This window comes from Nonomuraea antimicrobica (assembly GCF_039536965.1).
In the GTDB taxonomy this organism is placed as follows: domain Bacteria; phylum Actinomycetota; class Actinomycetes; order Streptosporangiales; family Streptosporangiaceae; genus Nonomuraea; species Nonomuraea antimicrobica.
The window spans coordinates 1-23415 of the sequence record NZ_BAAAZP010000224.1 but is presented as its reverse complement, the minus strand read 5'-3'; the positions used below and the strand labels follow the sequence as shown (position 1 = coordinate 23415).

The following is a 23415-nucleotide window of genomic DNA, read 5'->3' as shown; positions in this document are numbered from 1 at the left end:
CTCCGGCTGCTTGGTCAGGCCGTCGAGGACAGGACAAGCCGGTGCGCCCGGGGGTCGCCCGCCGCCGAGGTCATTGCCCGTAGAACAGCCTACCGGGTGCCTCGACGAGGATCCGGCGGCGATCTTCCGCTGCCGGCACCCAGTCGGCCAGCAGGTTCAGCAACTCACCGGTGTCGCGCTGGCCGTCGGGCAGGTGCGGCCAGTCAGAGCCCCACAGCAGCCGGTCGGGGCGGGCCTCGACCAGGGCGCGGACCAGGGGCTCGACGCCCGCCACCGGCCCGTCCTTGACCAGCCGGTACGGCCCCGACAGCTTGAGGTGGCAGTGCCCGCCCGCGAGCAGGAGCAGCAGACCGTCGAGGTCCATCCCGTACCCCATGTGATCGATGACGAAGGGGTGGTCGAGCTCGGCGAGGAAGGGCAGGAGGGTCCGCACCACCGCGCCCGGCGTGTAGAACTGCAGGTGCCAGCCGCGCGGCCGGGCGCGTCCGGCCATCGCGCGGATGTAGGCGACGAGCTCCGCCATGGGCCACCGGGCGCGGGCGAACAGGTCGAGCCGGATCGCCCGCACTCCCGCGTCGTGGAGGCGGTCGAGCTCCGCCTCGCTCGCGGAGTCGTCGATCCTGGCCACGCCGCGGCAGCGCGGTCCCGCCTTGCGCAGCACGTCGAGCAGCAGGCTGTTGTCGGTGCCGTAGAAGGTCGGCTGCACCAGCACCATCCGCTCGATCCCGAGCCAGTCGGCCAGCCGCAGGTACTGTTCGAGCGTCCCGTCGGGAAAGGTGTAGAGCGGATCAGGGACATGGGGGTAACCGGGCTCGAACACGTGGAAATGGCTGTCGCAGCTTAAGGGCGGCATGGTGAAGCGCGGCCTGGTGTTGCTCGTCGTGGCCCGCATGGGCGTGGTCGGAAGGGGTGTCATGACGCGTCCTTCGCGGCGGAACCGATGGCTTGGTAGAGCAGGGCGGAGTCCATTCCGGTGATGCGGAGCGGGCAGACCCCGGAGAGGCCGGTGGGCGGCATGCCGCCGACCGCCAGCAGCTTCCCGTGCGTACGACAGGCCGCGGCGGCGGTGGCGATGGCGTCGAGCACGCGCGGATCGTCGTAGGAGCCGGGCACGCCGAGTTCCGCGGTGAGGTCGTTGACCCCGATCGCGAGCATGTCCACGCCGTCCACCTGGGCGATGTCGTGGGCGTTGGCCACGCCGGCCGGGGTCTCGACGAGGATTTGCACGACCGCCGCCTCGTCGAGCGCCGGGTTCAGCTCCCTGGCGGGCAACGGCCGCATGCCGTACTGCGGCACTTGGGCGATCTGCGAGCGCTGTCCGCGCGGCGGGAAGCGGCAGGCGCGGGCGACCTGCCACGCCTCCTCCGCCGTCTCGACCCGCGGGGCGACGATGCCGTGCGCGCCGCCGTCCAGCAATCGGCCGATCATGCCGTACTCGCGTTCCGGCACCCGGACCAGCGGCGTCAGGCCGAGGCCGTCGGCGGCCGAGCAGAGCTGCGCGGCCACGTCGGTGGACATGGTCGAGTGCTCCAGGTCGACCAGGATCGCGTGGTGGCCGGTCGCGTGGGCCATCCGGACGACCTCGATCGTACGGCTGCCGCGGATGCCGAGCATGAGCGTCGGCGACCCCTGCCGCAGCCGGTCCAGGAAGGCGCTCACGGGGCGCCGCCCAGGAAGAGCACGCCCATCTCCGGGTCGTCGAGTATCGCCTGGGCGGAGTCGGCCTTGAGCACGCCGCCGCTCTCCATGACGACGCCGTGGTCGGCGATCCCGAGTCCGAAGCGGACGTTCTGCTCGACGAGCAGCACGGTGACGCCGCTCTCCCGCATGCCGTCCACGGCCTGCTCGACCAGGCCGAGCGAGCGCGGGTCGAGCCCCAGGGACGGCTCGTCGAGCAGCACCATCCGCGGTTCCAGCATGAGCGCCCTGGCGAACTCGACGGTGCGCCGCTGCCCGCCGGACAGGTTCCCCGCCGGCTCGCCGCCCCGCTCGCCGATGATCGGGAACCGCTCGGCGAGCTGGGCGAACCGCCGCCGCAGGTAATCCTTCTCGCGGCGGCGCAGGTAGCCGCCGAGCAGCACGTTCTCGGCGACGGTCATCGCCGGGAACAGGCCGTTCGACTGCGGCACCTGGACGATCCCCGCCTTGATCAGCTCGGCAGGGTGCCGCCCGGCAACGTCCCGATCGCCGAAGCGGATCTCGCCCAGCCGCGGCGCGAGCTGGCCGCTGATGGTCCGCAGCACGGTGGACTTGCCCGCGCCGTTGGGGCCGACGATGCAGGTCACCGCGCCGGGGGCGACCTCCAGGTCGAGCCCTCGCAGCACGTCGCCGCCGCCGTATCCGGCGTGGACGCCGGTCATCGAGATCATCGGCTCGCTCCCGTCAGGTAGGCGTCCAGCACCAGCGGGTCCTCGCGCACTTCCTGGGGTGTGCCGGAGGCGAGGCGGCGACCCCCCGCCAGGACGTGAACGGTGTCGCAGAGCCCGAGCACGAAGGGCATGTTGTGCTCCACGACCAGGAAGGTGGTCCCGGTCCTGTTGAGCTCCCGGATCAGGGCGCCCATCTGCTCGATCTGCGTCGGGTTGATGCCGCCCGCGGGTTCGTCGAGCAGCACCAGGCGTGGCTGGAGCATGAGGATCTGGACCAGTTCGATGAGCTTCTGCTGGCCGTAGGACAGCTCGGCGGCGGGCAGGTCGCGGTAGTCGGCGAGCCCGACGAGTTCGAGCAGTTCGGCGCCCCTGGCCGCCTGGGCCCCGGTGATCGCCGGAGCCGTCCACGACCCGTCGGAGCCGGCGACCACGTTCCGCAGCACCGACAGGCGGGGGAACAACCTGGTGATCTGGTGGGTACGCCCGAGCCCCGCGCGGCTGCGCGCCCACCGGGCGGCGGTCTCGATCGGCCGGCCGTCGAGCAGGATCGTGCCGTGGTCCGGCCGCATCCCCCCGTCGATCAGGTTGAACAGGGTGGTCTTGCCGGATCCGTTGGGCCCGATCAGCCCGGTGATCGAGCCGGGCTCGACGGTGAGGTCCAGGCCGTCGAGCACGGTGTGCCCGCCGAAGCGTTTGCGTACGTCGCGCACTTCCAGTCGCGCGCCGTCGCCGACCGCGAGCCAGGCGGGCACGTCGGCGAGGGCCAGGCGTCTGCCCACGGCGGCCGGTCGCCGTCTGTCCAGCGCCTGCCGTACGCCGGGAATGATGCCCTTGGGCAGGAAGAGCAGGACGGCCAGGAGCAACCCGCCGAAGACGATCAACCGCCAGGCGCCCGCGGTCGGGCCGGTGAAGAGCTGGTTGGTGAGCTGGGAGAACGGCTCCAGCAGGAAGGCCCCCAGCACCGGACCCCACAGCGTGCCCGATCCGCCGAGCAGGGCGGCGAGCACGATCATGATGCTGGTGACGATGCTGAACATGGCCCTGGAGTCGAGGAACCCCAGGTAGTAGCCGTAGACACCGCCCGCCACGCCGATCGGCACGCTGCTGGCCACGAAGGCGGCGAGCTTGGCCGCCGAGGTGTTGACGCCGATGCCCGCGGCCTTCCCCTCGTCCTCGCGGATGGCCATCAGCCCGAGGCCGAAGCGGGAGGAGGCGATCGCCTTCGACATCAGCAGCGTCAGTACCAGCAGCCCGAGCAGGGCGTAGTAGAAGGGCCAGAGGGCGTAGTCCCTGCTCCACGTGGGCGCGGGCAGGATCATGCCGTCATTGCCGTTCGTGACCGACGTCCAGTTCAGCGCCACGACCCCGAGCAGGTACAGCATCGCGAATGTGATCATGATGAACGCGTTGCCCCGCGCCCGGAAGGTCACCAGGCCGAGGACGGCGGCCAGCGCCGCCGCGGCGAGGCCGCCCAGGGGAGCGGCCAGGAACGGGGAGATCGACCAGGCGTCCGCCGCGATGGCGGTCGCGTACGCGCCGACGCCGAGGAAGGCGCTCTGCCCGAGTGAGATGTAGCCGGTGTACCCGCCCATGACGTTCCAGGAGCCGGCCATGATCGCCAGCAGGAAGATCAGGATGAGCATGTTGAGGTAGTAGGCGTCGCCCCACAGCGCGGGAAGCGCGACGAGGGCCGCTCCGGCCATGGCGATCAGGATCTTCATGCGCTGACCACGTCCTCTCGGACTCGAATGCCGAAGATCCCCTGCGGGCGCAGCAGAAGGGTCAGCACGATGACGGCGAAGGGCATGGCGGTGGCCCAGCCGGGCGATCCGTAGGTGGCCGTCAGGGTCTCGGCCACGCCGAGGACCAGGGCGCCGATCAGCGCGCCACCGAGGCTGCCCATGCCGCCGAGCACCACGATGGCCAGCCCCAGGCCGATCCACTGCTCCCCGGAGTCCGGGGTGAAGGGCGACAGGACCGCGAGGATGGCGCCCGCCGCGCCGGTCAGCGCGACCCCGAGGGAGAAGGCGGCGACGTTGACCCGCTCCACCCGGATGCCGACGAGTTCGGCGCCCTGCGGGTTGGCCGTGGCCGCGCGTACGGCTCTGCCCAGCCACGTGCGGTTGAGCAGCACGTACAGCGCGGCCAGCAGGACCAGCGCGCACGCGGAGCCGTACACCTGGGTCGTGGGGAAGACCAGGTCGCCGAGCCGGAAGGAGGTGCGGGAGTAGGAGGTGGCGACCGTGTGCGGCTCCTGGCCCCAGATGAGGATGGTGACTCCCTCCAGGACCATGGCGAGCGCGAGCGTGGAGAGGATGACCGTGCCCTCGCCGCCGTGCTCGGCCCGTTGGACGACGAGCCGGTGGATGAGCCAGCCCAGGCAGAACAGCACCGCCCCGACGACCGGGATCGTCACGAAGGGGTCGAGGCCCGTCGCCGTGCAGATGGTGTAGGTGAGGAAGGCCCCGGCGACGAGGACCGCGCCGTGGGTCAGGTTGACGATGCGCATCACACCGAAGATCAGCGTCAGGCCGCTGCTGGCCAGGGCGTACACGCCGCCGACGAGCAGGCCGAAGAGCACCGCCTGCATCAGGCGGCCCAGCTCGGCTTGGCGGCGATCGCGGAGGTGACGGTCGCGGCCGAGGCCGGGGCGACGACCTCCAGCTTGCCGCGCTGCCACTGCATCAGCAGCAGGCTGCCGTCGGGCACCCCGCGCGCGTCCCACTTCAGCGGGCCGACGATGGTGTTCACCGTGTTGGCGTGCAGCCAGGCGGCGATCGCGTCCTGGTCGAGCTTGCCGACGGCCTGGACCCCGGCCTGGAGCACCTGCACCGCCGTGTAGGAGTTGGCGGCGTCCTCGCTCGGTTCCTGGTTGAACTGCTTGCGGTAGTCCGCGACGAACTCGGCGTTGCCCGGGTACTTCGCGGCCGGGTGCCAGCTACCGACGGTGAAGATGGCCTCGGTGTTGGTCTCGCCGATGCCCTTCGGGTAGGTGTTGACGCTGGAGGGCGCCCTGGTCTGGTAGAGGTGCTGCGGGGTGAAGCCGACCCGTTGCAGGGCCTGGACCACCGCCACGCCGTCGACCTCCAGGGCGCCGTGGGCCAGGAGGGCGGGTCCTGCCTGCCGGATCGCGTTGGCGATCGCGTCGAAGTTCTTGGTGTCCGGCGGATACTTCTGCTGGTAGACGGTCTTGACGCCGAGCCCTTCCAGGACCTTCTGGAGGTTCTGTATGGGCATGTCGGTGCTGGGGTCGTCCTGGTAGAGGTAGGCCGCGGAGGCGGGCTTGTCCGCCAGTCCCTCGACGTAGCCGGCGAACGGGCGGTGCGCGCTGTCGGTCGTGCCCGGCTGGCTGAAGAACAGCCTGGTGTGGCCGCGCGTGAAGATCTCCGCCGCGCCGCCCGACGGCTCGATGTAGAGCATGCGGTTGCGGTCGGCGACGGTCGAGGCCGCCAGGTTGAGGAACGAGGAGAACGTCCCGATCAGCAGGTCCACCCGATCCTGGGTGATCAGCCGGTTGTAGTTGGAGACCACGGTGTTCTGGTCGAAGCCGTCGTCGTGGATGACGAACTCCACCTTGCGGCCCAGCAGCCCGCCGCGCGCGTTGATCTGGCTCTGCCAGACCTGGTAGCCCTTGTAGCCGGGGTCGGCGACGTCCGCGGCCGGGCCGGTGAGCGGCAGCGATGCGCCGATCTTGAGTGAGCTCGAGGAGGAGCCTGACGAACCGCATGCGGTGGTCAGCGACAGCAGTGATGCGCCGATGAGGAACGAGCGCCGGTCGATGGTCATGGTTCGCTCTCAGAGGTCGGTCAGCCCAGGCACCACGACCTGGGTGGGATCGTTGCCCGCCGCCGCCAGGGAGGCGGCGGCGAAGTCGGTGACGCAGCTCGACAGGAGCTGCCTCGGGTCCTCCAGCACGATGCGGAGCCTGGTGACCAGCGCCCGCATGTCGCCGGCCGAGCGGATGGCGGGCATCTCGCTGACCTCGGTGACGCGGGGGTCGCCGACGTCGGGGAGCGTGAGGCCGCCGGGCACGTATCTCGGGTAGCCGTCGAACATCACCTCGCCCAGCTCGACCGTGGCCCTGGTGCCGCACCAGAGGGTGCGCAGCTCCTCTTCCAGCGCGATCACCTCGGTGAGGTCGCCGTCGGCCGGGGAGGGGAAGGTGGGCGCGTGCGGGGCCACGTACACGCGATCCAGTGGGAGGCGGCCACCGGAGGCGGCGAGGATCATCGTGGCCACACTGCTCGTGTTCCAGGTGACGCCCGCGGTCGGGCGGCCCTGCCTGCCCGCGATCACCACCATGGCCCGCTCCCAGTCCAGGTCCTGCTCGGTGAACCAGCGCGTGACGCGGTAGCTGATATCGAGGCTGACCAGGAAGAACGTGGCCACCATCATCGAGTTGATGCCGTCGTCGAGGTACTCGCGGCGAAGCGTCTCCGGGGTGAGGCGTTCCTCGTCGTCGAGCGCGGCGGTGAGGTAGCGGGCGGTCGCCGCGCACGCGCGGTCGACCAGGTCGGCGATCTCGTGCTCCCTGCCCCGGTGGGCCTCGACCGCGATCCGTTCGCGCCACAGCTCGGGGCTGTTGGCGGCGCGGGCGACCTTGGTCTCGACGAGCAGGCGCTCGGCGGACTCCCGCCAGGACTCGTCGCCCAGGGCGCGGAGCCTGACCAGCGAGGCCACCGCGGGGCCCAGGTGGGAGATCGCCGTCAGCTCCTTGAATCCCCTGGTCGAGATCCGGAACCCCTCGACGGTGGGCGGCCTGCCGTCTCCCGGGTAGAGCGCGATGTCGGTGGCCGTGGCGGCGATCAGCGGGTCGCGGCGTGAGCGCTCGGCGACGGCGCGGCTCAGCTTCCTGCCGATGCTGTCCGGATCGGCGGTGTAGGCGGTGAACAGCCCGGCGAACTCCTCGGTCACCGGTCCTCCCCCTCGACGAACCGGTAGACGACGCTCTCGGCGGCGAACCGCACGTCGGCGGCGAGCCCGTTGGAGACCGCCACCAGCGGCCCCCGGTCGTCGGTGAAGACGGCGACGTCCGTGCCCCCGGTGGTGGGGAACTCCTCGACGACCTGCAGCCCGCCGTCCTGCCAGCGGTAGAGCTGGGAGGTCAGCGCGGTCGTCGGCGCGGCGGGAGTGCCGTGGATGAAGTTGACGCGCAGCACGTACAGGCCGCTCTCGGTGTGCAGGACCGCGAACTCGCGGGTGCCGAGCCCGTCGAGCGTGGCGTGCTCGACGAAGGTCTCGCCGTCCCAGCGCAGCAGTCGCGACGGGCTGAGGATGCAGCCGACCAGCAGGTAGTGCTCGCCGTCCGCGCTGAAGGCGGCGAAGGCCCGACCGTGCTGGTCTGCCAGCTTCTGGTGGATCGCGAAGCGGGTCCCGTCCCAGCGGTACAGGATCGACGGCGCGAGGTGGTCGGCGTGGGCGAGGAAGTCGTGTCCCGCCACGCGGAAGGCGTGCCAGTTGTAGCCCTGCTCGGAGTGGATCTCCTGGAATGGCTCGAAGGCGCGGCCGTCCCACCGGTAGATCCGCGACGGCTGGTTGCCGGGCTGCGGGACGCCCTGTGCCAGGGCCAGGAAGTGCTGATCGTCCAGCGCGAAGTGCCGCCACTGCTTGGCCGCGAACCCTGGCACGCTCTGGAAGGGTACGAAGCGGGCGCCGTCCCACTCGTACACCTGCGAGTCCACGCCGAAGTCGTAGGGCCCGCGACCGCGGCGGATGCTCGCGGTCGCCAGGAACGCCCGCTCGCCGATCCGGAAGAACTCCGCGTCCTCGCCGCCCGGCACCGGCAGGCTCTGGAAGGGCTCGAACCCCTCGGCGGTACGGCGGAGCACCACCAGCTCGGTGTCACTGTCGCCGCCGTTCATCTGGGCCGGTTGTCCCGGCACGTCGACGGCCAGTTGCGGGATCGCCAGCAAGGACAGCCCGTCCTGCTCGAAGGGCTCCACCGCCCGGGCACCCGAGGTGGGAATGCGACACCACTCCACGAGGTGCATGTGACCTCCCTCACAGCGAATCTGAATTCAGATTCATCTTGAGGTGTCACACAGTGCGTTGACAACCCGTGAGGGCACATGAATCTGAATTCATCTTCGCGGAGGAGGCCCCGCGACCGTCTAACCGTCCCCGTGGAGCCCTGACGCGATCAACGAGGTCAAGGCTCCGATCGCGAGACCCGGGTCGACCGGAGCGCCATCCGTGAACTGGCAGTAGCAGAAGTACTCCAGCATGCACACGACCGCGAGCGCGGTCACCCTGGCCTGCTCGTCGGTGCCGCCGTCCAGGGTGAGGATGTGCCCGGCCCAGATCTCGACCTGGCGCTCCCGCAGATCGTGATGGATCCTCCGGAACTCGGAGCTGAGCATCGAAGCCTGCATCACGCCGACCCGCTCGGGCAGGTGCCGCTCGTAGGTCGCCCAGAACGCCTCGACGTGCCGCCGCACGTCCTGCGCCGTCTCCAGGCCGTGGTCGTCACCCAGGTGCTCGACCACCTCCGCGTGCAGGGCCTCCTCGAAGTCCTCGGCCAGCGAACGAAGCAGCGCGTCCTTGTCGGAGAAGTAGCGGTAGAACACGCCGACCGCCTTGCCGGCCTCGGCGGTGATGTCGGTGACCTTGGTGTCGGCATACCCTTTGCGCACCAGGAGCCGGCGGGCGGCCGCCTTCAGCTCCGCCGCCGTGTGCCGCGCCCTCGCCGTCTCTGCCACCATGCCCCCGCACCCACAAGAAATGAAGATGAATCCATCTTCATTCCAGCCGATGATCCCGTCAAACCCGGCCGGTGTACCGCAGGATGTGCACGCCCTGGTTCTTGTCGGAGACGTAGATGTAGCCGCGCCGGTCCACGACCACGTCCTCCGTCTGGGCCACGAGCCGGTCTTCCGGCATCGGGCCGTACCTGCGGGAGGGGTCGGACGGCACGAAGTAGCCGACCTCACGCGGCAGCCGGACGTTCGAGACGTCATAGATGCGCAGGCCGGCGTTGAAGTGCGCGACGTACAGCAGGTCGCCCTGTTTCTGCACGTCCGGGTGGTGCTGATGGTGGTTGATGTTGTGCGGGCCGCTCCAGCCGCCCCTGCTGGAGAAGTCCGCGTACGGCGCGCCCGGCGGCGGCTCCGGCGTCGGCAGCAGCGACAGCAGCCAGGGATTGGCCGGGTCGGAGATGTCCACGATCGAGGCGTGGGGTGCGGCGCCCTTGCCGTAGGAGACGTCCTCGGAGTTGGCGAAGGCGATCTTCCTGTCCGGGATCGGCAGCACACCGTGCACGCCGAAGCGGGAGTGGAAGGGCGGGCTGAAGTTCAGGCCGCCGACCGGCGCGGGCGCGGTGACGTCGGAGATGTCCAGCACGATCAGCCCGGCCGCGCCGTAGGGCAGATACGCCAGGTCGCCGACCACGTACGGAGGCCCGTGCAACGACACATCGGCGCCGTTCGCGCAGCAGAAGCCATGCGTGTGGAGCGGCTCGGGCTCCGGCACACCGTCCTCACCGTCGCGCTGCCCCGGCACCCACCAGCGCCCCACCTCCGTGGGCCGGGCCGGATCGGCGATGTCCACGATCGTGTAGATGTTGCCCCTGAACCCCTTCGCGCCGGCCGCCACGTGCACGTACCGCCCGCCCGGATAGAGGTTGCGGTGCGTGCCGGTGCCGCCGGTCGTGTAGTGACCGATTCGACGGGGCTTCACCGGATTCTTGATGTCCCAGAGGTAGATCCCTTCCTCGAACGGGGCCTGCGGATCTCCGCCGAAGTTGGGGAAGATCTGCTCCAGCGCGGTCACCATGATGTCGCCGTGCAGATCGACCTGCAGCGTCCAGGTGTCCTTCGGACCCGGCACGAACGCCACCACCTCCGGCCGCCGAGGATCAGTGACGTCCACGACGCTCCAGCCGGAGTCCCAGAAGTGGCCCGTGTACAGGTACCAGCGATCCCTGACGTTGCGGACGGCCATCTTGAAGGCGGGCCGGTGGTCCATGTCGGTGTAGCCGACCAGCTCCACGTTGCGGGCGAACTGGCCCCCCGGGCCGGCGACCACCGCACCGGCCCCGGGATCCGTGCCCGCTCGGGCCGGTGTCGCGCCCGCCTGGCTCATCGCCAGGGCCGAGGCCGCGGTCAGCGAGGCCCGCATCACATGTCGCCGCGACACCTCGGGGTTCATTCGCTCGGCTGCCACTTCGCTCCTCACTCAACGATCACGTACGCGTTCGCGATCACCAAACCAAGTTGCCTGTGAAGGCGAGCGAAAGATCATTTATCGCGGAACTTTCCGTGCGCCGTGAGGCGCCCGGCGATGCCGGGGCGGGTCCGTCAGCCGGTGTCGGCGGCCAGCTCGGCGGCGCGGATCCCGTGCACCGCGCAGGCTTCGTCCTCGTCCGGCCGGTGACCGCTCACGCCGACCGCGCCGATCACCTTGCCGGACTCCGGGTCTCGGACCAGGACGCCGCCCGGAACCGGGATGATCTCGCCCTCGGCGAGCGTCGTGATGGCGTTGATGAAGTGCGGATGGTGCTCGGCGCGCTGGGCCAGCGTGCGCGTGCCGGTGCCCATGTTCAGTGCGCTCATGGCCTTTGCGCGGGCGATCTTCTCGCGGAGCAGGCTCGACTCGTCTTCGCGGGCGAAGGCGATCAGTTGCCCCCCTCCGTCCAGCACCGCGACCGTCATCGGCGGGAAGCCGTGATCGCGCGCGTGCCGAAGAGCATGGTCGACGATGATCCTCGCCTCTGCCAGCCGAAGCATGTCGCGCCTCATCTCCCGCACCTCCGAAACTCCCGCACATCCGACGGCCGGGACGACCGGGTTTCCCGCCTCACCGTTCGGCGCTGGCTTCGAGGATCCGCACGAGATCGTCTCTGATCTCTTCCAGATGCGACACCATCATCCCGACCGCCGGCGTCGGGTCCTTGGACATCAACGTGTCCAGCAGGGCCCGGTGATCGTGCAGCCGCGGGTCGACCGCGGTCGACTCCTCCGCGGCCTGCCGCATCCGGATCGCCAGCTTGATCAGCGCGGAGTGCGCCTCCCACGCGCGCAGGAGCCGGTCGTTGCCGGCCAGCGCGCACAGGTTGCGGTGGAAGCCGAGGCTCGAGTGGGCGGCGTTGACGCTGCTGCCGCTGCGGTCGGCGTCTTCCAGCTCCTTGAGGCGCTCGCGCAACGAGGACCACTCGACGTGCGGGGTACGGGTCAGCCGCTCGACCGCGGCCCGTTCGAGCGCGATGCGTACCTCGTAGAGATCACGCACGGCCGACGGGGTGAGGGTGACGACGACCATGCCCCGCTTCGAGGGAAGCTCGACGAGGCCGAGCCGCCTCAGGGTGGACAGTGCCGAGCGAACGGGCCCGCGACTGACGTCGAACTGTGCCGCGAGGTCGGCCTCGACCAGCCGCTCTCCGGGCTTCAACTCGCCGTTGATGATGGAGGCGGCGAGCCGATCGGCCAGTTCGTCGGATGCCGAACGACCAAGTTCTTCCATGCGCCGCACCTCCGGTTTCGATGTACGCCGTCGTGACAGTAGCACTTGACAGTGAGCCGAGCACTGTTATCTGATGACCGGTATCGGTTAACAGTATACTCAGAGACCGCGGCGCCGCTCACGGCCGCCCGCACCACACCACCGCGTGACGCGAATGTCACCGTCACCGTCGCCGTCGACTTGATTCTCTGGGACTCGGAAGGGCTAGGGGACACGTGAACGGACCAGAAGTCTCGGGAATACACCACATCCAGTTTCTGGTCACTGATCTGGCGGAGAGCCTGGCGTGGTTCAGCACGGTGTTCGGCGCCAGGTACCAGCCGGAGTTCGACCACCACGACGCGGACAACCGGCGATATGCGGTCATCATGCGAATGCCCGGTCTCGCTTTTCCGGTACAGCTCCGGGAATCGACCACAATGGCCCCGGTGATCGCGGGATATGAGCCCGTCACATTCGGCGTGACCGACCGCGCCGCGCTCGAACGATGGGCCACGCACCTGGACGAGTGCGGGGTCCGGCATTCAGGGATAAAGAAGGCCCGCATCGGCGAGGCCGTCGACTTCACCTCGCCCGACGGGACGAGGCTGCGTCTCTACACCTTGCCGGTGAGGGGTTACGACGACACCGAGTTCGTCGAGTAGAGCGAACCGAGCAGGTGCCGGGGCGTCCCGGGCCGGGGCCGAGCAGGGCCTGGTCCGGGACCCGGCGAAGCAGGGCCGACGGAGGCAGGGCCTACTTCGGCTGGGCGTCCACCATGGTCAGGACCACCAGGCACGGCTCGTCGGAGCGGTTGCTCCAGGCATGGTTGGCGCCGCGGATGACGACGGTGTCACCGGGGGTCAGCAGGACCTCGTCGACGTCCGTCATGAGGTAGATCTCGCCCCTGACACAGGTGGCGAAGTCCAGCGTGCCGGTGCGGTGCATGTTGGGATGCCTGGCGAGATCCGCCTCCGACGGCGTCACCTGCTGCTCCACGGCCTGGTGCAGCTCGGCCATGACCTGCCGGTGCCGGTCCGGATCCTTGTCGTCGGGAGCGATCTCCAGGGCCCTGAAGATGACCCCGCCAGGACCGGGCTCGCGCGTGATCACGTCGGCCGAGACGTCGTCGTCGGTCAGGTTGTCCGGGGGGAACGCGGTGGTCGCCCACAACGTGGATCGCCAGTAGTAGCCCTCCTTGGCCTGGGAATTCGTGATCTCGGAGCCGAGCACCGCCGATCGGCCCTCACTGTTCAGGCCGATGACGTATCTATTGATCCCGGGCATGCGGCATCATCCTTTCCATCTCGCGATTTCGATCGGTGAAACGGCGACACGCAGTCGCGGCTCGTGGCTAGTCCGCGGTTCGCGTGGCGTAACGGTCACGCCGGATCAGTTGGAGCACCTGACCGCGCAGGGCGACGAACTCGGGCGTGGACTTCGTGGTGAGCTGGTCACGCGACCGGCCCAGGTCGATGGTGATCCGTTCGCGCACACGCGTGGGCGACCCCGACAGCACCACCACCTCGTCCCCGAGGTACACGGCTTCGTCGATGTCGTGGGTGACGAGGATCACCGTCATCTCGTACATCTCGCGCACCTGGAGCGTCAGGTCCTCCAGGTCCGCCCGGGTCTGCGCGTCGACCGACGCGAACGGCTCGTCCATGATCAGCGCGTGCGGGCGGTAGGCCAGTGCGCGCGCGATGGCGACCCGCTGCTGCATGCCGCCAGAGAGCTGCCACGGGTACTGGCCGCGGCTTCCCGTGAGCCCGACCGCGGCCAGCGCCTCGTCCGCGCGCCGGCGCCGTTCGTTCTTCGAGATCTGCTTGCCGAGCAGCGGCAGTTCGACGTTCTTCCTGACCGACATCCACGGCATGAGGGAACGGCTGTAGTCCTGGAAGACGAGTGCCAGCGCCGGTGGCGGTGCGGTGACGGTGACGCCCTCCAGCACGGTCTCGCCGGCGGTCGGCGCCAGCAGCCCCGACATGCAGCGCAGCAGCGTCGTCTTTCCCGCGCCGGAGGGGCCGACGATGCAGACGAGTTGCCCCTTGTGCACGTCCAGGTCGACGCCGTCCAGGACCAGCCGGTCGGTGTCCTTCGTCCCGTACCGCTTGACGAGGCCGCGTACGGAGATGAGCGGGGGCTGCTCCGGCGGGACGCCTGGCGCAGCGGGGGTTGACGGCATCTGTTGACCACCTATCACGACGGCTTCCGCATGCTGCGGTGCTGTCGTAGCGCGAGAAGTTCGAAACCACGGAAGACAATGTTGATCAGATATCCGAGAATGCCGAGCAGGATTATTCCGGCCCACACATCGGCCACCGCGAAGGAAAATTGAGCCTGCAGAATCTGATAGCCGATGCCGTCGGTGGCGCCGATCAGCTCGCTGAAGATGACCACGCTGACGGCGAGCGAAACGGCGACCCGCATTCCCGCGATAATATTCGGACCGGCCGCCGGTATTGTGATCCGGAACAACCGTACGAGCATCGGGACGCGGTAACTCCGGGCGAAATCCAGCACGGTCGAGTCGATCCCGCGCACCCCGTCCAGCGTGTTCAGCAGAATGGGCCAGGTCGCGCTGAAGGCGATGACCGCGATCTGGAACGCCGGGCCGATGCCGAGGAGGAGCAGCCCGGCGGGCAGCAGGGCGGCGATGGGCACGGACCGCACGAACTCCAGCACGGGCGCGGCGGCCTCGGCGAGCAGCGGCAGCGAGCCCAGGACGATGCCGGCGGCCACCCCGACGACGACCGCCACGCAGAATCCGACCGCCAGGTGCTGGAGGGTGGGGACCGCGTCCGACAGGAAATGGGCGAACAGCCAGGTCTGCTGGAACTGCGACAGGATCGTGGCCAGCGGCGGAAAGTACGGCGAGGTGCTGCGGGCGCTGAGGAACCACCACAGCACGAGCAGGACCAGGGGAAGCACCAGCTCCAGGGCGAGGTTTCGAGCGTGCCTGGTCAGCCGGGTCCTCATGAGCGGTGGCTGGGTGCCCATGCCATGATCCTTCTTTCCAGTCTCATCATGGTCAGGTTCAGCAGAGCGCCGAGTCCCGCGCACACCACGATGTAGGCGTACATCTGGGGGATGTTGCTCGTCTGCTCGTACACCCTGATGGTCGCTCCCAGGCCAGGGGCGCTGCCGATGTACTCGGCTCCGACGGCGAGCAGCAGGCTCATCGTCGCGGAGATCCGCACGCCGGTCGCGATGAACGGTGCCGCGGTGGGCAGCACCAGTCGCAGCGCCACGTCCCGGCGGCGCAGCAGATACCCGCGTACGACGTCACGGAGCTGCGGATCGACCTGTTGTGCGCCGTACATGCTCTGGAGGAGCAGCGGCCCGGTCGACCCGAAGACGACGAGCAGCAGGGCCATCTGCAACGTCGCCCCGTAGAGCAGCAACGCCAGCGGGATGAGCGCCACGGGAGGGATGGTCCGCAGGAAGTCGATCGTGAAACGGCTCATCCGGTAGGCCAGGTCGCTGCTGCCGAGCACGAGTCCGATCGGGATCGCCAGCGCCATCGACACGAGCAGGCCGATGCCCCAGGTGCGCACCGTGTCCCAGGCCGCCGACCAGAAGGCCAGGTCCGAGAGGATGGCGGGAAGCTCGCGGGCGACCGACGTCGGCGCGGCCACGGCATCGTCGGAGATCGCCCCGGTCACGACGACGAGCTGCCACGCAGCGAGGGCGGCCAGCACGAAGGCGGCCCTGAGCGCCAGCACGGCGGGGCGCCGCCGGGCCGGTGCGCGGGCCGCCCGTCGCCGATCACGCCGCGCGGGCGCCCTCGCCAGGTCAGTTGCCGAGCTCACGCGGTCCGTCACCGCTTCGTGTGCCATTACGCTGCGATTTCCCTATGTCTGTGCCCTCGGACTGCCACGTCCGCGCGGGGCCGCTCGTCACACCCGCACGGCTGAGGATCCGTCGGGCCGCTCGCCCGTTGGCCGAATCGATCATCTTCCCGCGGTGCCTGGCCACGCCGGCGCCGTCCGCCGCGGCGGCGTCGAGCGCCGCCACCAGTTGACGGGCCTCGTCGACCTCCTCGGGGGACGGTGTGAACGCCCGATGAATCGTGTCGAGCTGGCGTGGGTGGATCGCCACCTTCCCGTCGAAGCCCAGCGTCCTGGACAGCGCGCACTCGCTCTCCCAGATGGCCGGATCGTCGAGATGCATGCTCGGTCCGTCGAGGGCGGGGAGGTCGCCCGCCGCGCGCACCTCGCAGAGGAAGCGGCTCTTGGCGTAGTGGAGTGCCGTTCCTTCGGGTGTCCACCGTCCGCCGAGGTCCGCCATGAAGTCGCCCTCCTCGGCGCCGGCGAAGGCCATCGCGATCACCCGGCTGGAGGAGGCCGCCGTCTCGTACACCGTGCGCAGGGCCGCGCAGTCCTCGATCACCGGCACGATGCCGATCGATCCAGGGGCGATCCCGCCGGCCCGTTCCAGCTCCCGCATGGGGCCGTCGAGGTCGCCGACCTCGTCCGGGCCGCCGGCCTTGGGCAACATGACGGCGTCGAGCCAGGGCCCGACCACCGCGGCGAGATCGTCGAAGATCTCGCCGCTGCCTGCCGCGTTCACGCGGACGATCCTGGTGACCTCCGGATCGTCCGCGGCCGTCAAGGCCGCCACCGCCTGCCGCCGCGCTTCCGCGCGGTGGGACGGATGGACCGAGTCCTCCAGGTCCACGATCACGGCCCCGGGCTTCGCCGCGATGGCCTTCGCGATGCGATCGGGCCGGTCCCCCGGGCAGAACAGGAGGCTACGCCAGTGCCCCGATCTCATCTCACGGTGCTCCTTCGCACATTGGCCGCACGGCTCACTCGGTCGCCCGGTTCGCAGTCACTTCCGACGTCGGCTCGGCCGAAGCCGGTTGGTCCGGGGTCGGTTGGGCCGGAGTCGGTCGGGTCGATGCGGACATCTGCTCGATGTCCGCGGAGCTGTAGCCCAGTCCGGCCAGGATCTCGCCGGTGTGCTCGCCGATCCGCGGCGCCGCCGACCCCACGATCCGCTCCCGATCGAGGGAGATCGGGCAGGCGACTCCCAGCCGACCGGCCGCCACCTCTGCCACCAGCCCCATGACCTTCGTCTGCGGGTCGTTCAACGCTTCTGACATGTCCAGCACCGGCGCGGCCGGCACGTCCTCGGCCTCCAGCAGTTCGAGCCACTCTTCACGGGTCCTCGACGCGAACGCGGCGGCCAGTTCGGCCTGGAGGAGGTCGTAGTTCCCGACCCGGTCGGACCACTCGGCGAATCTGGGGTCCTCGGCGAGGTCCTCCCGCTGGATGACGCGGAGCAGGCCCTTCCAGAACTTGGGGGGTGAGGACAGGTGGATGGTCAGGAAGCGGTCGTCGCGGGTGGCCACGGTGTAGGACTGCGAGAACTGCGGCCGTGACTTCGGCCCGGGAATCGTGCCGTTCACGAGATGGTCCTGGACATCGGCCGACAGGAACGCCAGCGTGGAGCCGAGCATCGTGGCGTCGACCAGCGAGCCCTCACCGGTGCGTTCGCGTCGTACCAGGGCGCTCAGTATCCCGTAACAGGCGAAGAGCGCGGTCAGTGTGTCGGCGAAGTTCGGCCCGACCGGGCTGGGATTGGCCTTGTCGATGAGGAGGCTGTCCAGGCCGCTGATGGACTGGACCACCTGGTTGTAGCTGGGCCGCCCCGAATAGGGCCCCTCCGCGCCGAATCCGGAGATCTGGCAGTAGACGAGGGCGGGGTTCAGCCTGCGCATGTCGTCCGCGCCGATGCCGACGCGCTCCGCGACCCCTGGCCGGAAGTTGTGCAGGAGAACGTCGGCGTTCTCCACCAGCCGGTGGCAGGCTTCCAGGCCCTGGGCGCTGCGCAGGTCGAGGGTCAACGACCGCTTGCTCTTGTTGTACGCCTGGAAGTACGGGCTGTAGTCGGCGCCGTCCCAGGACCGCATCGGGTCCCCGCCGGGCGGCCGTTCCACCTTGATGACATCCGCGCCCATGTCGCCGAGCATCCCGGCCGCGTACGGCCCGGTGATGAAAGTGCCGAACTCCAGGACCCGAATGCCGGCCAGGGGCAATCCGGAAGACATGTTGACCTATTTCCCTTCGTACTGCTCGCCGCTGACGGGATGAACCGTTGTCAGGGCTCCGCGGGCCGTCAGCTTCCAGGTGTGTAGAGGTGCGTGGACAGGTCGACCTCCTGGGACACGACCTGGTACTTGATCATCAGATCCTGCAGTTCGTTGAGCGCGTCCAGCGACAACGGCTCGGTCATGAACTCGGGCAGGTTGACCTTCGCCATGACCTCGGGGGTGCTCTGCGTGGACCCCACCGCGACGGAACGAATCTTGGCCGGATCCTTGTCGAGGTCGGCGTTCGAGGCGAGCAGCGCCGCGGCGAAGTTCTTGACGACCTCGGGGTTGCTGTCGGCGTACGACTTGCTCGTCACGTAGACGACCGTCGGCACGTTGGGAGCGGCCTTCGACACCACCGGCAACAGGTTCTTGAGGCCGTCACCCACGCCCAGCGCCAGGAACGGCTCAGAGACCACGGCGGCGTCCACCTGGCCGCCCTTCACCGCGGCCGCCATCTGCGAGATCGACATCGTCACGAACTTGACCGAGCCGGAGTCGCCGCCCGCGAGGTCGATCGACGCCTTCGCGGCGACCTGGAGGATGCCGCCGATGGCGTTGACCGCGACCGTCTTGCCGTTGAGGTCGGCGGCGCTGTTTATGGACGGGTCCGCCAGCACGGCGGAGAAGTCCTGCGTCGTGTCGGCCTGTGGGCCGCCGGCGGGTGCGACGAAGGTCAGGGGGATGTTCTTCGAGAGCGAGGTGATCACCGCGACCGGGTCGGACGCGGCGAACTGGATCTGGCCGTTCAGCAGCAGCGGGATCGCCTCCGCGCCGGACGCGACGACCTTCGGGGTCACCTTCAGGTTGTGCTTGGCGAAGATCCCGCTCTGCTCTCCGTGGTACAGCGAGGCGTTCAGGATGGCGGGCGAGGTTCCCACGCTCAGTTGGGTGGTACCCGCGTTGTTCGACGTGGAGTTGGGGGTGGAGGTCGTGCCCGTTCCCATCCCGCACGCCGTCAGGAGCAGTGCCATGGACGCGGCGAGGCCGGTCACTACCGCAGAGCGCCTCATTGCTATCTCCTACGTATCGGTTCGCGCGTGCTTCAGTACGTATCGGCGCGCCTGCTTCAGTCGGGTCCCGAGAAGAGAGCGAAGTCTCGATAGTTCGTCAACCTGCTGAATCTCCGGCGAGGATCGAGGGGGGCCGACTGTCACCCCTGCGGACGTTGCATCCCGGTTTCAACCTTGTAGTCTCTTGGTTAACCGTTGACCGTCATCAGACAGCACAATCGCGGCGCTGTCAAGGGTCGGCCGCTCCCCCGACCTCGCCACCCATGGCCCGGCGTCGCACACGCGCGCCCGAGCCCGATCTCCGGCTCCGAGCGGGAGCGGTGTGCCGCGTTCATCGAGTTGACCTGGGGCGGGGACGGATTCGGGCACGTCCGAGATCGAGACCCTTGACGGCTTCTGTGACGTCGACCATACTCCCTACTACTTTGGTGACGGTCAACGGTTAACCAACTACTCATCAAGCCGGCCGGCATCGTCGGTGACAACCGCGGCGGTCGAACTCAACAGGTGGGCGCTCCGTTCCGTGCGGAACCACGACCTGCGCCCCCGACGCCGGCGCCCGTGTCATCGGGTCGCACTGCGGCACCGTCCGGTGCCGACCATGCCTTAGGAGGCCGACCGATGCGTCTTTCCCACCCCCGCTCCCGCTCGCGAACCCGCCGTCGGCGCGTGGCCGGGGCCAGGCTGTTGATCTGTGGAGCAGTCCTCGCGCTGGTTGCCGCCTGTGGCTCCGGCGGCGCGGCGGAATCGTCGGGCGACAGGATCCGAGTGGCTCCGGTCTCTCCGTCGGCGCTCTGGGCGCACGTCTGGCTCGCCGAGGAGCTCGGGTACTACAAGGAGGAGAACCTCGATGTCGAGATCGTGTCGAACCTGTCCGGCGGAGCTGTCGAGAACGCGCTCATGCTCGGCGATCTGGACTTCGGCGGAGTGAACCAGTCCCGTCTGATCCCGTTCCGCGCGGACAAGGGCGAGGACGTCATCAAGATCTTCGCTCCGGAGTCGAAGTTCGTCTTCCGCGTCATGGTGGCGGCGGACTCGCCCGTCCAGACGGCGCGCGACCTCGTCGGCAAGACCATCGGGATCAACGAGGCCGGGGGCGACGAGGACAACCTGGCCGTCATGCTGAACAGCGAAGGCATCAAGCGCGACCAGTACAAGACGCTCGCCGTGGGGGGCCGGGCCACCGCCGGCGTGGCGCTGCAGAGCGACCGGGTCGACGCCTACATGGGAAGTTACGTCGACCAGGACGCGATCGTGCGCTCCGGTGTGCAGGTCCGGGAGATCGAGATCGGCGACACCAAGGAGTTCTACAACAGCGGCATCGCCGCCAGCACGGAAACCCTCGAGACGCGCAGGGACCTGGCCGTCCGGTACGGCCGCGCCATCGCCAAGGCGATGATCTGGGAGCACGAGAACCCCGAGGCGACCATCGACATCCTGGCGGAAGCCGTACCCGAGCAGGTGCAGGACCGTGCGGGCACCCTCGCCCTGCTCAAGGCGTCCAACGCCATCAACAGACCGCTCTTCGACGCCCGGCTGCGCACCGATCCAGCGGTCTGGCAGACGATGATCACCGGCCTCACCGAGGCGGGGGTCATCGACCAGGCGCTCTCCCCCGACTCGATCGTGACCAACGACCTCCTGGACGACATCTGGAACTTCGACGTGGCGGCCGTGACGGCCGCCGCGCGCGGGAACGACCGCTCGTGAACGCGACCACCGACCAGGGCCAGAGCCGGGACCAGGGCCGGGAGCAGGGCGGGACGGTGCTGATCGATCGCGTCGCCAAGACCTACGTCGCCCACTCCAGTGCGCCGGTCCTGGCGCTGGACGAGGTCACCACGTCGATCGCCTCCGGGGAGTTCGTCACCCTGCTCGGGCCGAGCGGCTGCGGCAAGACCACCCTGCTCGACGTCATCGCCGGTCTCACCTCCCCCACACAGGGCTCGGTCCTGGTGGGCGGGGTGCCGGTGGCGGACGCGCCGACCGCGCCCGGCATGGTGTTCCAGAATCCGGTTCTGTTGCCATGGCGGACCGCGCTGGAGAACGTCCTCCTCCCCGCTGAACTCGGCCCCAAGGCGCCCCGGCGGCCCGACCGGGCGATCGAGGCGGACGCCCGCGAACTGCTGCGGCTGGTGGGACTCGGAGACTTCACCGACCGCCTGCCCGACGAGCTCTCCGGCGGAATGCAGCAGCGCGTCGCCATCGCCCGCGCTCTCCTCCTGCACAGCCCGGTGCTGCTGATGGACGAGCCGTTCAGCGCGCTCGATGAGTTCACCCGCGAGCAGATGCACCTCGAACTGCTGCGGATCAAGGACGAACGCGCGCTGACGGTGCTGTTCGTCACCCACAACATCTTCGAGGCCGTCTTCCTGGCCGACCGGATCCTCGTCATGACCCCTCGGCCGGGAAAGGTGGTGGCCGACCTGACGATGCGGCTCCCCCGGGCCCGGTCACGGGATCTCATCGGTTCTGAGGCGTTCGCGGCGGAGGTTCGTCGCGTTCGCGACGCGCTGACCACGGTGTGGGAGGAGGAGCAGCGATGACCGGCATCCAGAATCCGCGGACCGGGGCCGCGTCCGGCACGGCGGGCGGAGCCCGCGGAAGAAGCGGGCCTGCGGCCCGGCTCCTGTCCGGCCTGCCGGGCGGGCTCGGCCACCTCGCGGTCCTGGCCGGAGTGCTGGTGGTCTGGCAGCTCCTGGTCGAGGTGGGCCTGCTCCCGGAGAGCATCATGCCCACCCCGGTGCAGATCGCCGCCGAGTTCGGCGCCGCCCTGCACAGCATCGCGACCGGCGGGTACGTGCTCGGCCACTTCGTCACCACGATCCAGGAGGTCGTGGTCGCCTTCGCCGCGTCCACGGCTCTGGGAGTCGGTGTCGGAGCCCTCATCAGCGAGTTCAGGTGGGTCAGACGGTACGCGATGCCGTACGTCGTGGCGTTCAACGCCGCGCCGGGGGTCGCCTTCGCGCCGATCTTCCTGGTGTGGTTCGGCTTCGACATGGGCTCGAAGGTGGCCATGGGAATCGCGAGCGGCACGTTCCCCATCCTGATCGGCACCGTGGCCGGGATGGGCGCGACCGGCCACCAGCTCGAACGGTTGATGAGCGCCTACCGGGCGACAAGGGTCCAGGCGTTCCGCAAGGTACGGATGTCCATGGCGCTCCCGTACATCTTCGCGGGCCTGGAGACGGGGATCGTCCTGACGGTCACGGGCGTGGTCGTCGGCGAGTTCACCGGCGGCAGCGACGGGCTGGGCTACCTCATCGTCGTCGCACAGGAGTCGCTGAACCTCTCCCAGGCGTTCGCCATCATCCTCCAACTGTGCATCGTCAGCGTCCTCTTCCACGGGCTGGTCGTGCTCGTCCGGCGACGGGTCCTCTTCTGGCAGCGGGACCGTCCGACCAGGCCATGACCCACAGACCGGCAGCTCCCGACGCTGCCCCGATCATCTGGGAACCGCACATGCGCATCGACGTCCACGGGCACCTCGTCCCGGAGGAGTGGCTCGACACCTACCGCCGGGCCGGGCCGGGAACGTGGCCGCGGGTGGTGGACGACCCCGACGGCTCGGTCTGGGTCGAGTCGTCGGACGTCGCGCGCTGGCCGGTCCCGCCCGACCTGCGCGACGCCGGGTCACGCACGGACGCCCTGCGGGCCGGCGGGGTGGACAGCCAGCTCCTGCTGCCGCCCACCCCGCTGGCCGACTACGCCCTGCCGGCTCCGGCGGGCCGGGCCTCGGCCCGGCTGTTCAACGAGACGGTCTCCGACCTCGCCCGCCATTCCGCGGGCCGCTTCCTGCCCAGTTGCACCGTGCCACTGCAGGATCCGGACGCGGCGGTCGAGGAGGTCACGTACGCGGCGCGGCGTCTCGACGCCCGCGCGGTGCTGCTCGGGACGAACCTGGCCCGGTTCCAGTTCGACTCCGACGAGCTGTTTCCCTTCTTCACCAGGGTGAGCGAACTCGGCCTGCCGCTCGTCCTGCACCCCAACGAGCGCCTCGGCGACGAGCGGTTGGCCCGTCACCGGCTGGCGAACCTGGTAGGCAACCCGGTCGACACGACGGTCGCCGTGGCGCAGCTCATCTTCGGCGGTGTACTGGAACGCCTGCCGGAGCTGCGCGTCTGCCTGGTCCACGGGGGCGGGGCCCTGCCGTTCCTGATCGGACGCTGGGTGCACGGGGCCGAGGCGCTGGGCGTCGGCCGGATCACCCGGTCGCCCGACGCCTACCTCGACCAGATCTACGCCGACACCATCGTGCACGACGACCGGGCGCTGGAGCTGGCCGTCGCCGTGTTGGGCGCCGACCATCTGGTCATCGGCAGCGACGACCCGTACGCGATGGGCGACCCGGAGCTCTACGACCGCATCGCACGGGCGGGCCTGTCGGAGGACCTGCTCAGCGCGACCGCCGGACGCCTGCTGGGCCTCGACGCCACCGCCACGCCCGCAGGATGACGCCCTCCATCGGCAGGCTCACGCCGTCAGCGTGGGCCGCCCGTGG

General features: G+C 69.5%; 24 protein-coding genes. 5 read left to right on the top strand and 19 right to left on the bottom strand.

Going from position 1 to position 23415, the window contains the following annotated elements; translation table 11 throughout:
* Positions 1–70: 70 nt before the first annotated feature.
* The 12 genes from ABD844_RS47645 to ABD844_RS47590 all read right to left on the bottom strand — a co-directional run bounded on the left by ABD844_RS47645 (position 71) and on the right by ABD844_RS47590 (position 11825).
* Positions 71–916 carry an amidohydrolase family protein gene (locus ABD844_RS47645; RefSeq protein ID WP_344894876.1) on the bottom strand — a complete coding sequence of 282 codons (846 nt, stop codon included), beginning with the start codon at positions 914–916 and terminating at the stop codon, positions 71–73.
* The gene (locus ABD844_RS47640; RefSeq protein WP_344894873.1) at positions 913–1659 is read right to left on the bottom strand and encodes an HpcH/HpaI aldolase family protein; all 747 of its coding nucleotides are present in this window, start codon (positions 1657–1659) and stop codon (positions 913–915) included. The genes ABD844_RS47645 and ABD844_RS47640 overlap by 4 nt, the downstream gene beginning before the upstream one ends.
* Positions 1656–2369: an ABC transporter ATP-binding protein gene (locus ABD844_RS47635; RefSeq protein WP_344894870.1), complete on the bottom strand. Its 714-nt coding sequence runs from the start codon at positions 2367–2369 to the stop codon at positions 1656–1658. Before ABD844_RS47635 ends, ABD844_RS47640 begins: the two co-directional genes overlap by 4 nt.
* Positions 2366–4090, bottom strand: a complete 1725-nt coding sequence (locus ABD844_RS47630) for a branched-chain amino acid ABC transporter ATP-binding protein/permease (RefSeq protein WP_344894867.1) — start codon at positions 4088–4090, stop codon at positions 2366–2368. The genes ABD844_RS47635 and ABD844_RS47630 overlap by 4 nt, the downstream gene beginning before the upstream one ends.
* Complete coding sequence (locus tag ABD844_RS47625; protein ID WP_344894864.1) at positions 4087–4959, bottom strand: branched-chain amino acid ABC transporter permease; 873 nt, start codon at positions 4957–4959, stop codon at positions 4087–4089. Before ABD844_RS47625 ends, ABD844_RS47630 begins: the two co-directional genes overlap by 4 nt.
* On the bottom strand, positions 4959–6155 hold the full coding sequence (locus tag ABD844_RS47620; RefSeq protein ID WP_344894861.1) for an amino acid ABC transporter substrate-binding protein: 1197 nt from the start codon (positions 6153–6155) through the stop codon (positions 4959–4961). The genes ABD844_RS47625 and ABD844_RS47620 overlap by 1 nt, the downstream gene beginning before the upstream one ends.
* Before the next feature lie 9 nt (positions 6156–6164).
* Entirely contained in the window at positions 6165–7283 is a 1119-nt protein-coding gene (locus tag ABD844_RS47615) for a DUF5624 domain-containing protein (RefSeq protein ID WP_344894858.1), read from the bottom strand.
* On the bottom strand, positions 7280–8359 hold the full coding sequence (locus tag ABD844_RS47610; protein ID WP_344894855.1) for a hypothetical protein: 1080 nt from the start codon (positions 8357–8359) through the stop codon (positions 7280–7282). The genes ABD844_RS47615 and ABD844_RS47610 overlap by 4 nt, the downstream gene beginning before the upstream one ends.
* A gap of 120 nt (positions 8360–8479) precedes the next feature.
* Positions 8480–9070: a TetR/AcrR family transcriptional regulator gene (locus ABD844_RS47605; protein WP_344894852.1), complete on the bottom strand. Its 591-nt coding sequence runs from the start codon at positions 9068–9070 to the stop codon at positions 8480–8482.
* A 58-nt stretch (positions 9071–9128) separates the two neighbouring features.
* Positions 9129–10529 (bottom strand): LVIVD repeat-containing protein, encoded by a 1401-nt coding sequence (locus ABD844_RS47600; RefSeq protein ID WP_344894849.1) that lies wholly within the window; start codon positions 10527–10529, stop codon positions 9129–9131.
* Between the two features lie 134 nt (positions 10530–10663).
* On the bottom strand, positions 10664–11092 hold the full coding sequence (locus ABD844_RS47595) for a GlcG/HbpS family heme-binding protein (RefSeq protein WP_344894846.1): 429 nt from the start codon (positions 11090–11092) through the stop codon (positions 10664–10666).
* A gap of 70 nt (positions 11093–11162) precedes the next feature.
* Complete coding sequence (locus ABD844_RS47590) at positions 11163–11825, bottom strand: GntR family transcriptional regulator (RefSeq protein WP_344894843.1); 663 nt, start codon at positions 11823–11825, stop codon at positions 11163–11165.
* Positions 11826–12040: 215 nt separating this feature from the next.
* Between ABD844_RS47590 and ABD844_RS47585 the strand changes: the two genes are divergently transcribed.
* Positions 12041–12469, top strand: a complete 429-nt coding sequence (locus ABD844_RS47585) for a VOC family protein (protein ID WP_344894837.1) — start codon at positions 12041–12043, stop codon at positions 12467–12469.
* Positions 12470–12560: 91 nt separating this feature from the next.
* Here the strand turns inward: ABD844_RS47585 and ABD844_RS47580 are convergent, their stop codons facing one another.
* The 7 genes from ABD844_RS47580 to ABD844_RS47550 form a co-directional block, all read right to left on the bottom strand.
* Positions 12561–13091, bottom strand: coding sequence for a cupin domain-containing protein (locus tag ABD844_RS47580; protein WP_344894834.1), 531 nt, complete (start codon positions 13089–13091; stop codon positions 12561–12563).
* A gap of 67 nt (positions 13092–13158) precedes the next feature.
* Positions 13159–13989, bottom strand: a complete 831-nt coding sequence (locus tag ABD844_RS47575; RefSeq protein ID WP_344894831.1) for an ABC transporter ATP-binding protein — start codon at positions 13987–13989, stop codon at positions 13159–13161.
* 14 nt (positions 13990–14003) lie between these two features.
* Positions 14004–14804 carry an ABC transporter permease gene (locus ABD844_RS47570; RefSeq protein WP_344894828.1) on the bottom strand — a complete coding sequence of 267 codons (801 nt, stop codon included), beginning with the start codon at positions 14802–14804 and terminating at the stop codon, positions 14004–14006.
* A complete protein-coding gene (locus ABD844_RS47565) occupies positions 14780–15616 on the bottom strand; it encodes an ABC transporter permease (RefSeq protein ID WP_344894826.1) in 837 nt (278 codons plus the stop codon). Before ABD844_RS47565 ends, ABD844_RS47570 begins: the two co-directional genes overlap by 25 nt.
* Positions 15600–16580 (bottom strand): HpcH/HpaI aldolase/citrate lyase family protein, encoded by a 981-nt coding sequence (locus ABD844_RS47560; protein WP_344894823.1) that lies wholly within the window; start codon positions 16578–16580, stop codon positions 15600–15602. The genes ABD844_RS47565 and ABD844_RS47560 overlap by 17 nt, the downstream gene beginning before the upstream one ends.
* A gap of 34 nt (positions 16581–16614) precedes the next feature.
* Positions 16615–17859 (bottom strand): CaiB/BaiF CoA transferase family protein, encoded by a 1245-nt coding sequence (locus ABD844_RS47555; RefSeq protein ID WP_344894820.1) that lies wholly within the window; start codon positions 17857–17859, stop codon positions 16615–16617.
* A gap of 68 nt (positions 17860–17927) precedes the next feature.
* The gene (locus ABD844_RS47550; RefSeq protein ID WP_344894818.1) at positions 17928–18914 is read right to left on the bottom strand and encodes an ABC transporter substrate-binding protein; all 987 of its coding nucleotides are present in this window, start codon (positions 18912–18914) and stop codon (positions 17928–17930) included.
* Between the two features lie 768 nt (positions 18915–19682).
* On the opposite strand from ABD844_RS47550, the gene ABD844_RS47545 reads away from it, so the two are divergent.
* The 4 genes from ABD844_RS47545 to ABD844_RS47530 are packed head-to-tail and all read left to right on the top strand — an operon-like array spanning position 19683 to position 23369.
* Positions 19683–20624, top strand: a complete 942-nt coding sequence (locus ABD844_RS47545) for an ABC transporter substrate-binding protein (RefSeq protein WP_344894815.1) — start codon at positions 19683–19685, stop codon at positions 20622–20624.
* Entirely contained in the window at positions 20621–21460 is an 840-nt protein-coding gene (locus tag ABD844_RS47540; protein WP_344894812.1) for an ABC transporter ATP-binding protein, read from the top strand. The genes ABD844_RS47545 and ABD844_RS47540 overlap by 4 nt, the downstream gene beginning before the upstream one ends.
* Positions 21457–22326, top strand: coding sequence for an ABC transporter permease (locus tag ABD844_RS47535; protein WP_344894810.1), 870 nt, complete (start codon positions 21457–21459; stop codon positions 22324–22326). Before ABD844_RS47540 ends, ABD844_RS47535 begins: the two co-directional genes overlap by 4 nt.
* 50 nt (positions 22327–22376) lie before the next feature.
* The gene (locus ABD844_RS47530) at positions 22377–23369 is read left to right on the top strand and encodes an amidohydrolase family protein (RefSeq protein WP_344894807.1); all 993 of its coding nucleotides are present in this window, start codon (positions 22377–22379) and stop codon (positions 23367–23369) included.
* Positions 23370–23415: the final 46 nt, after the last annotated feature.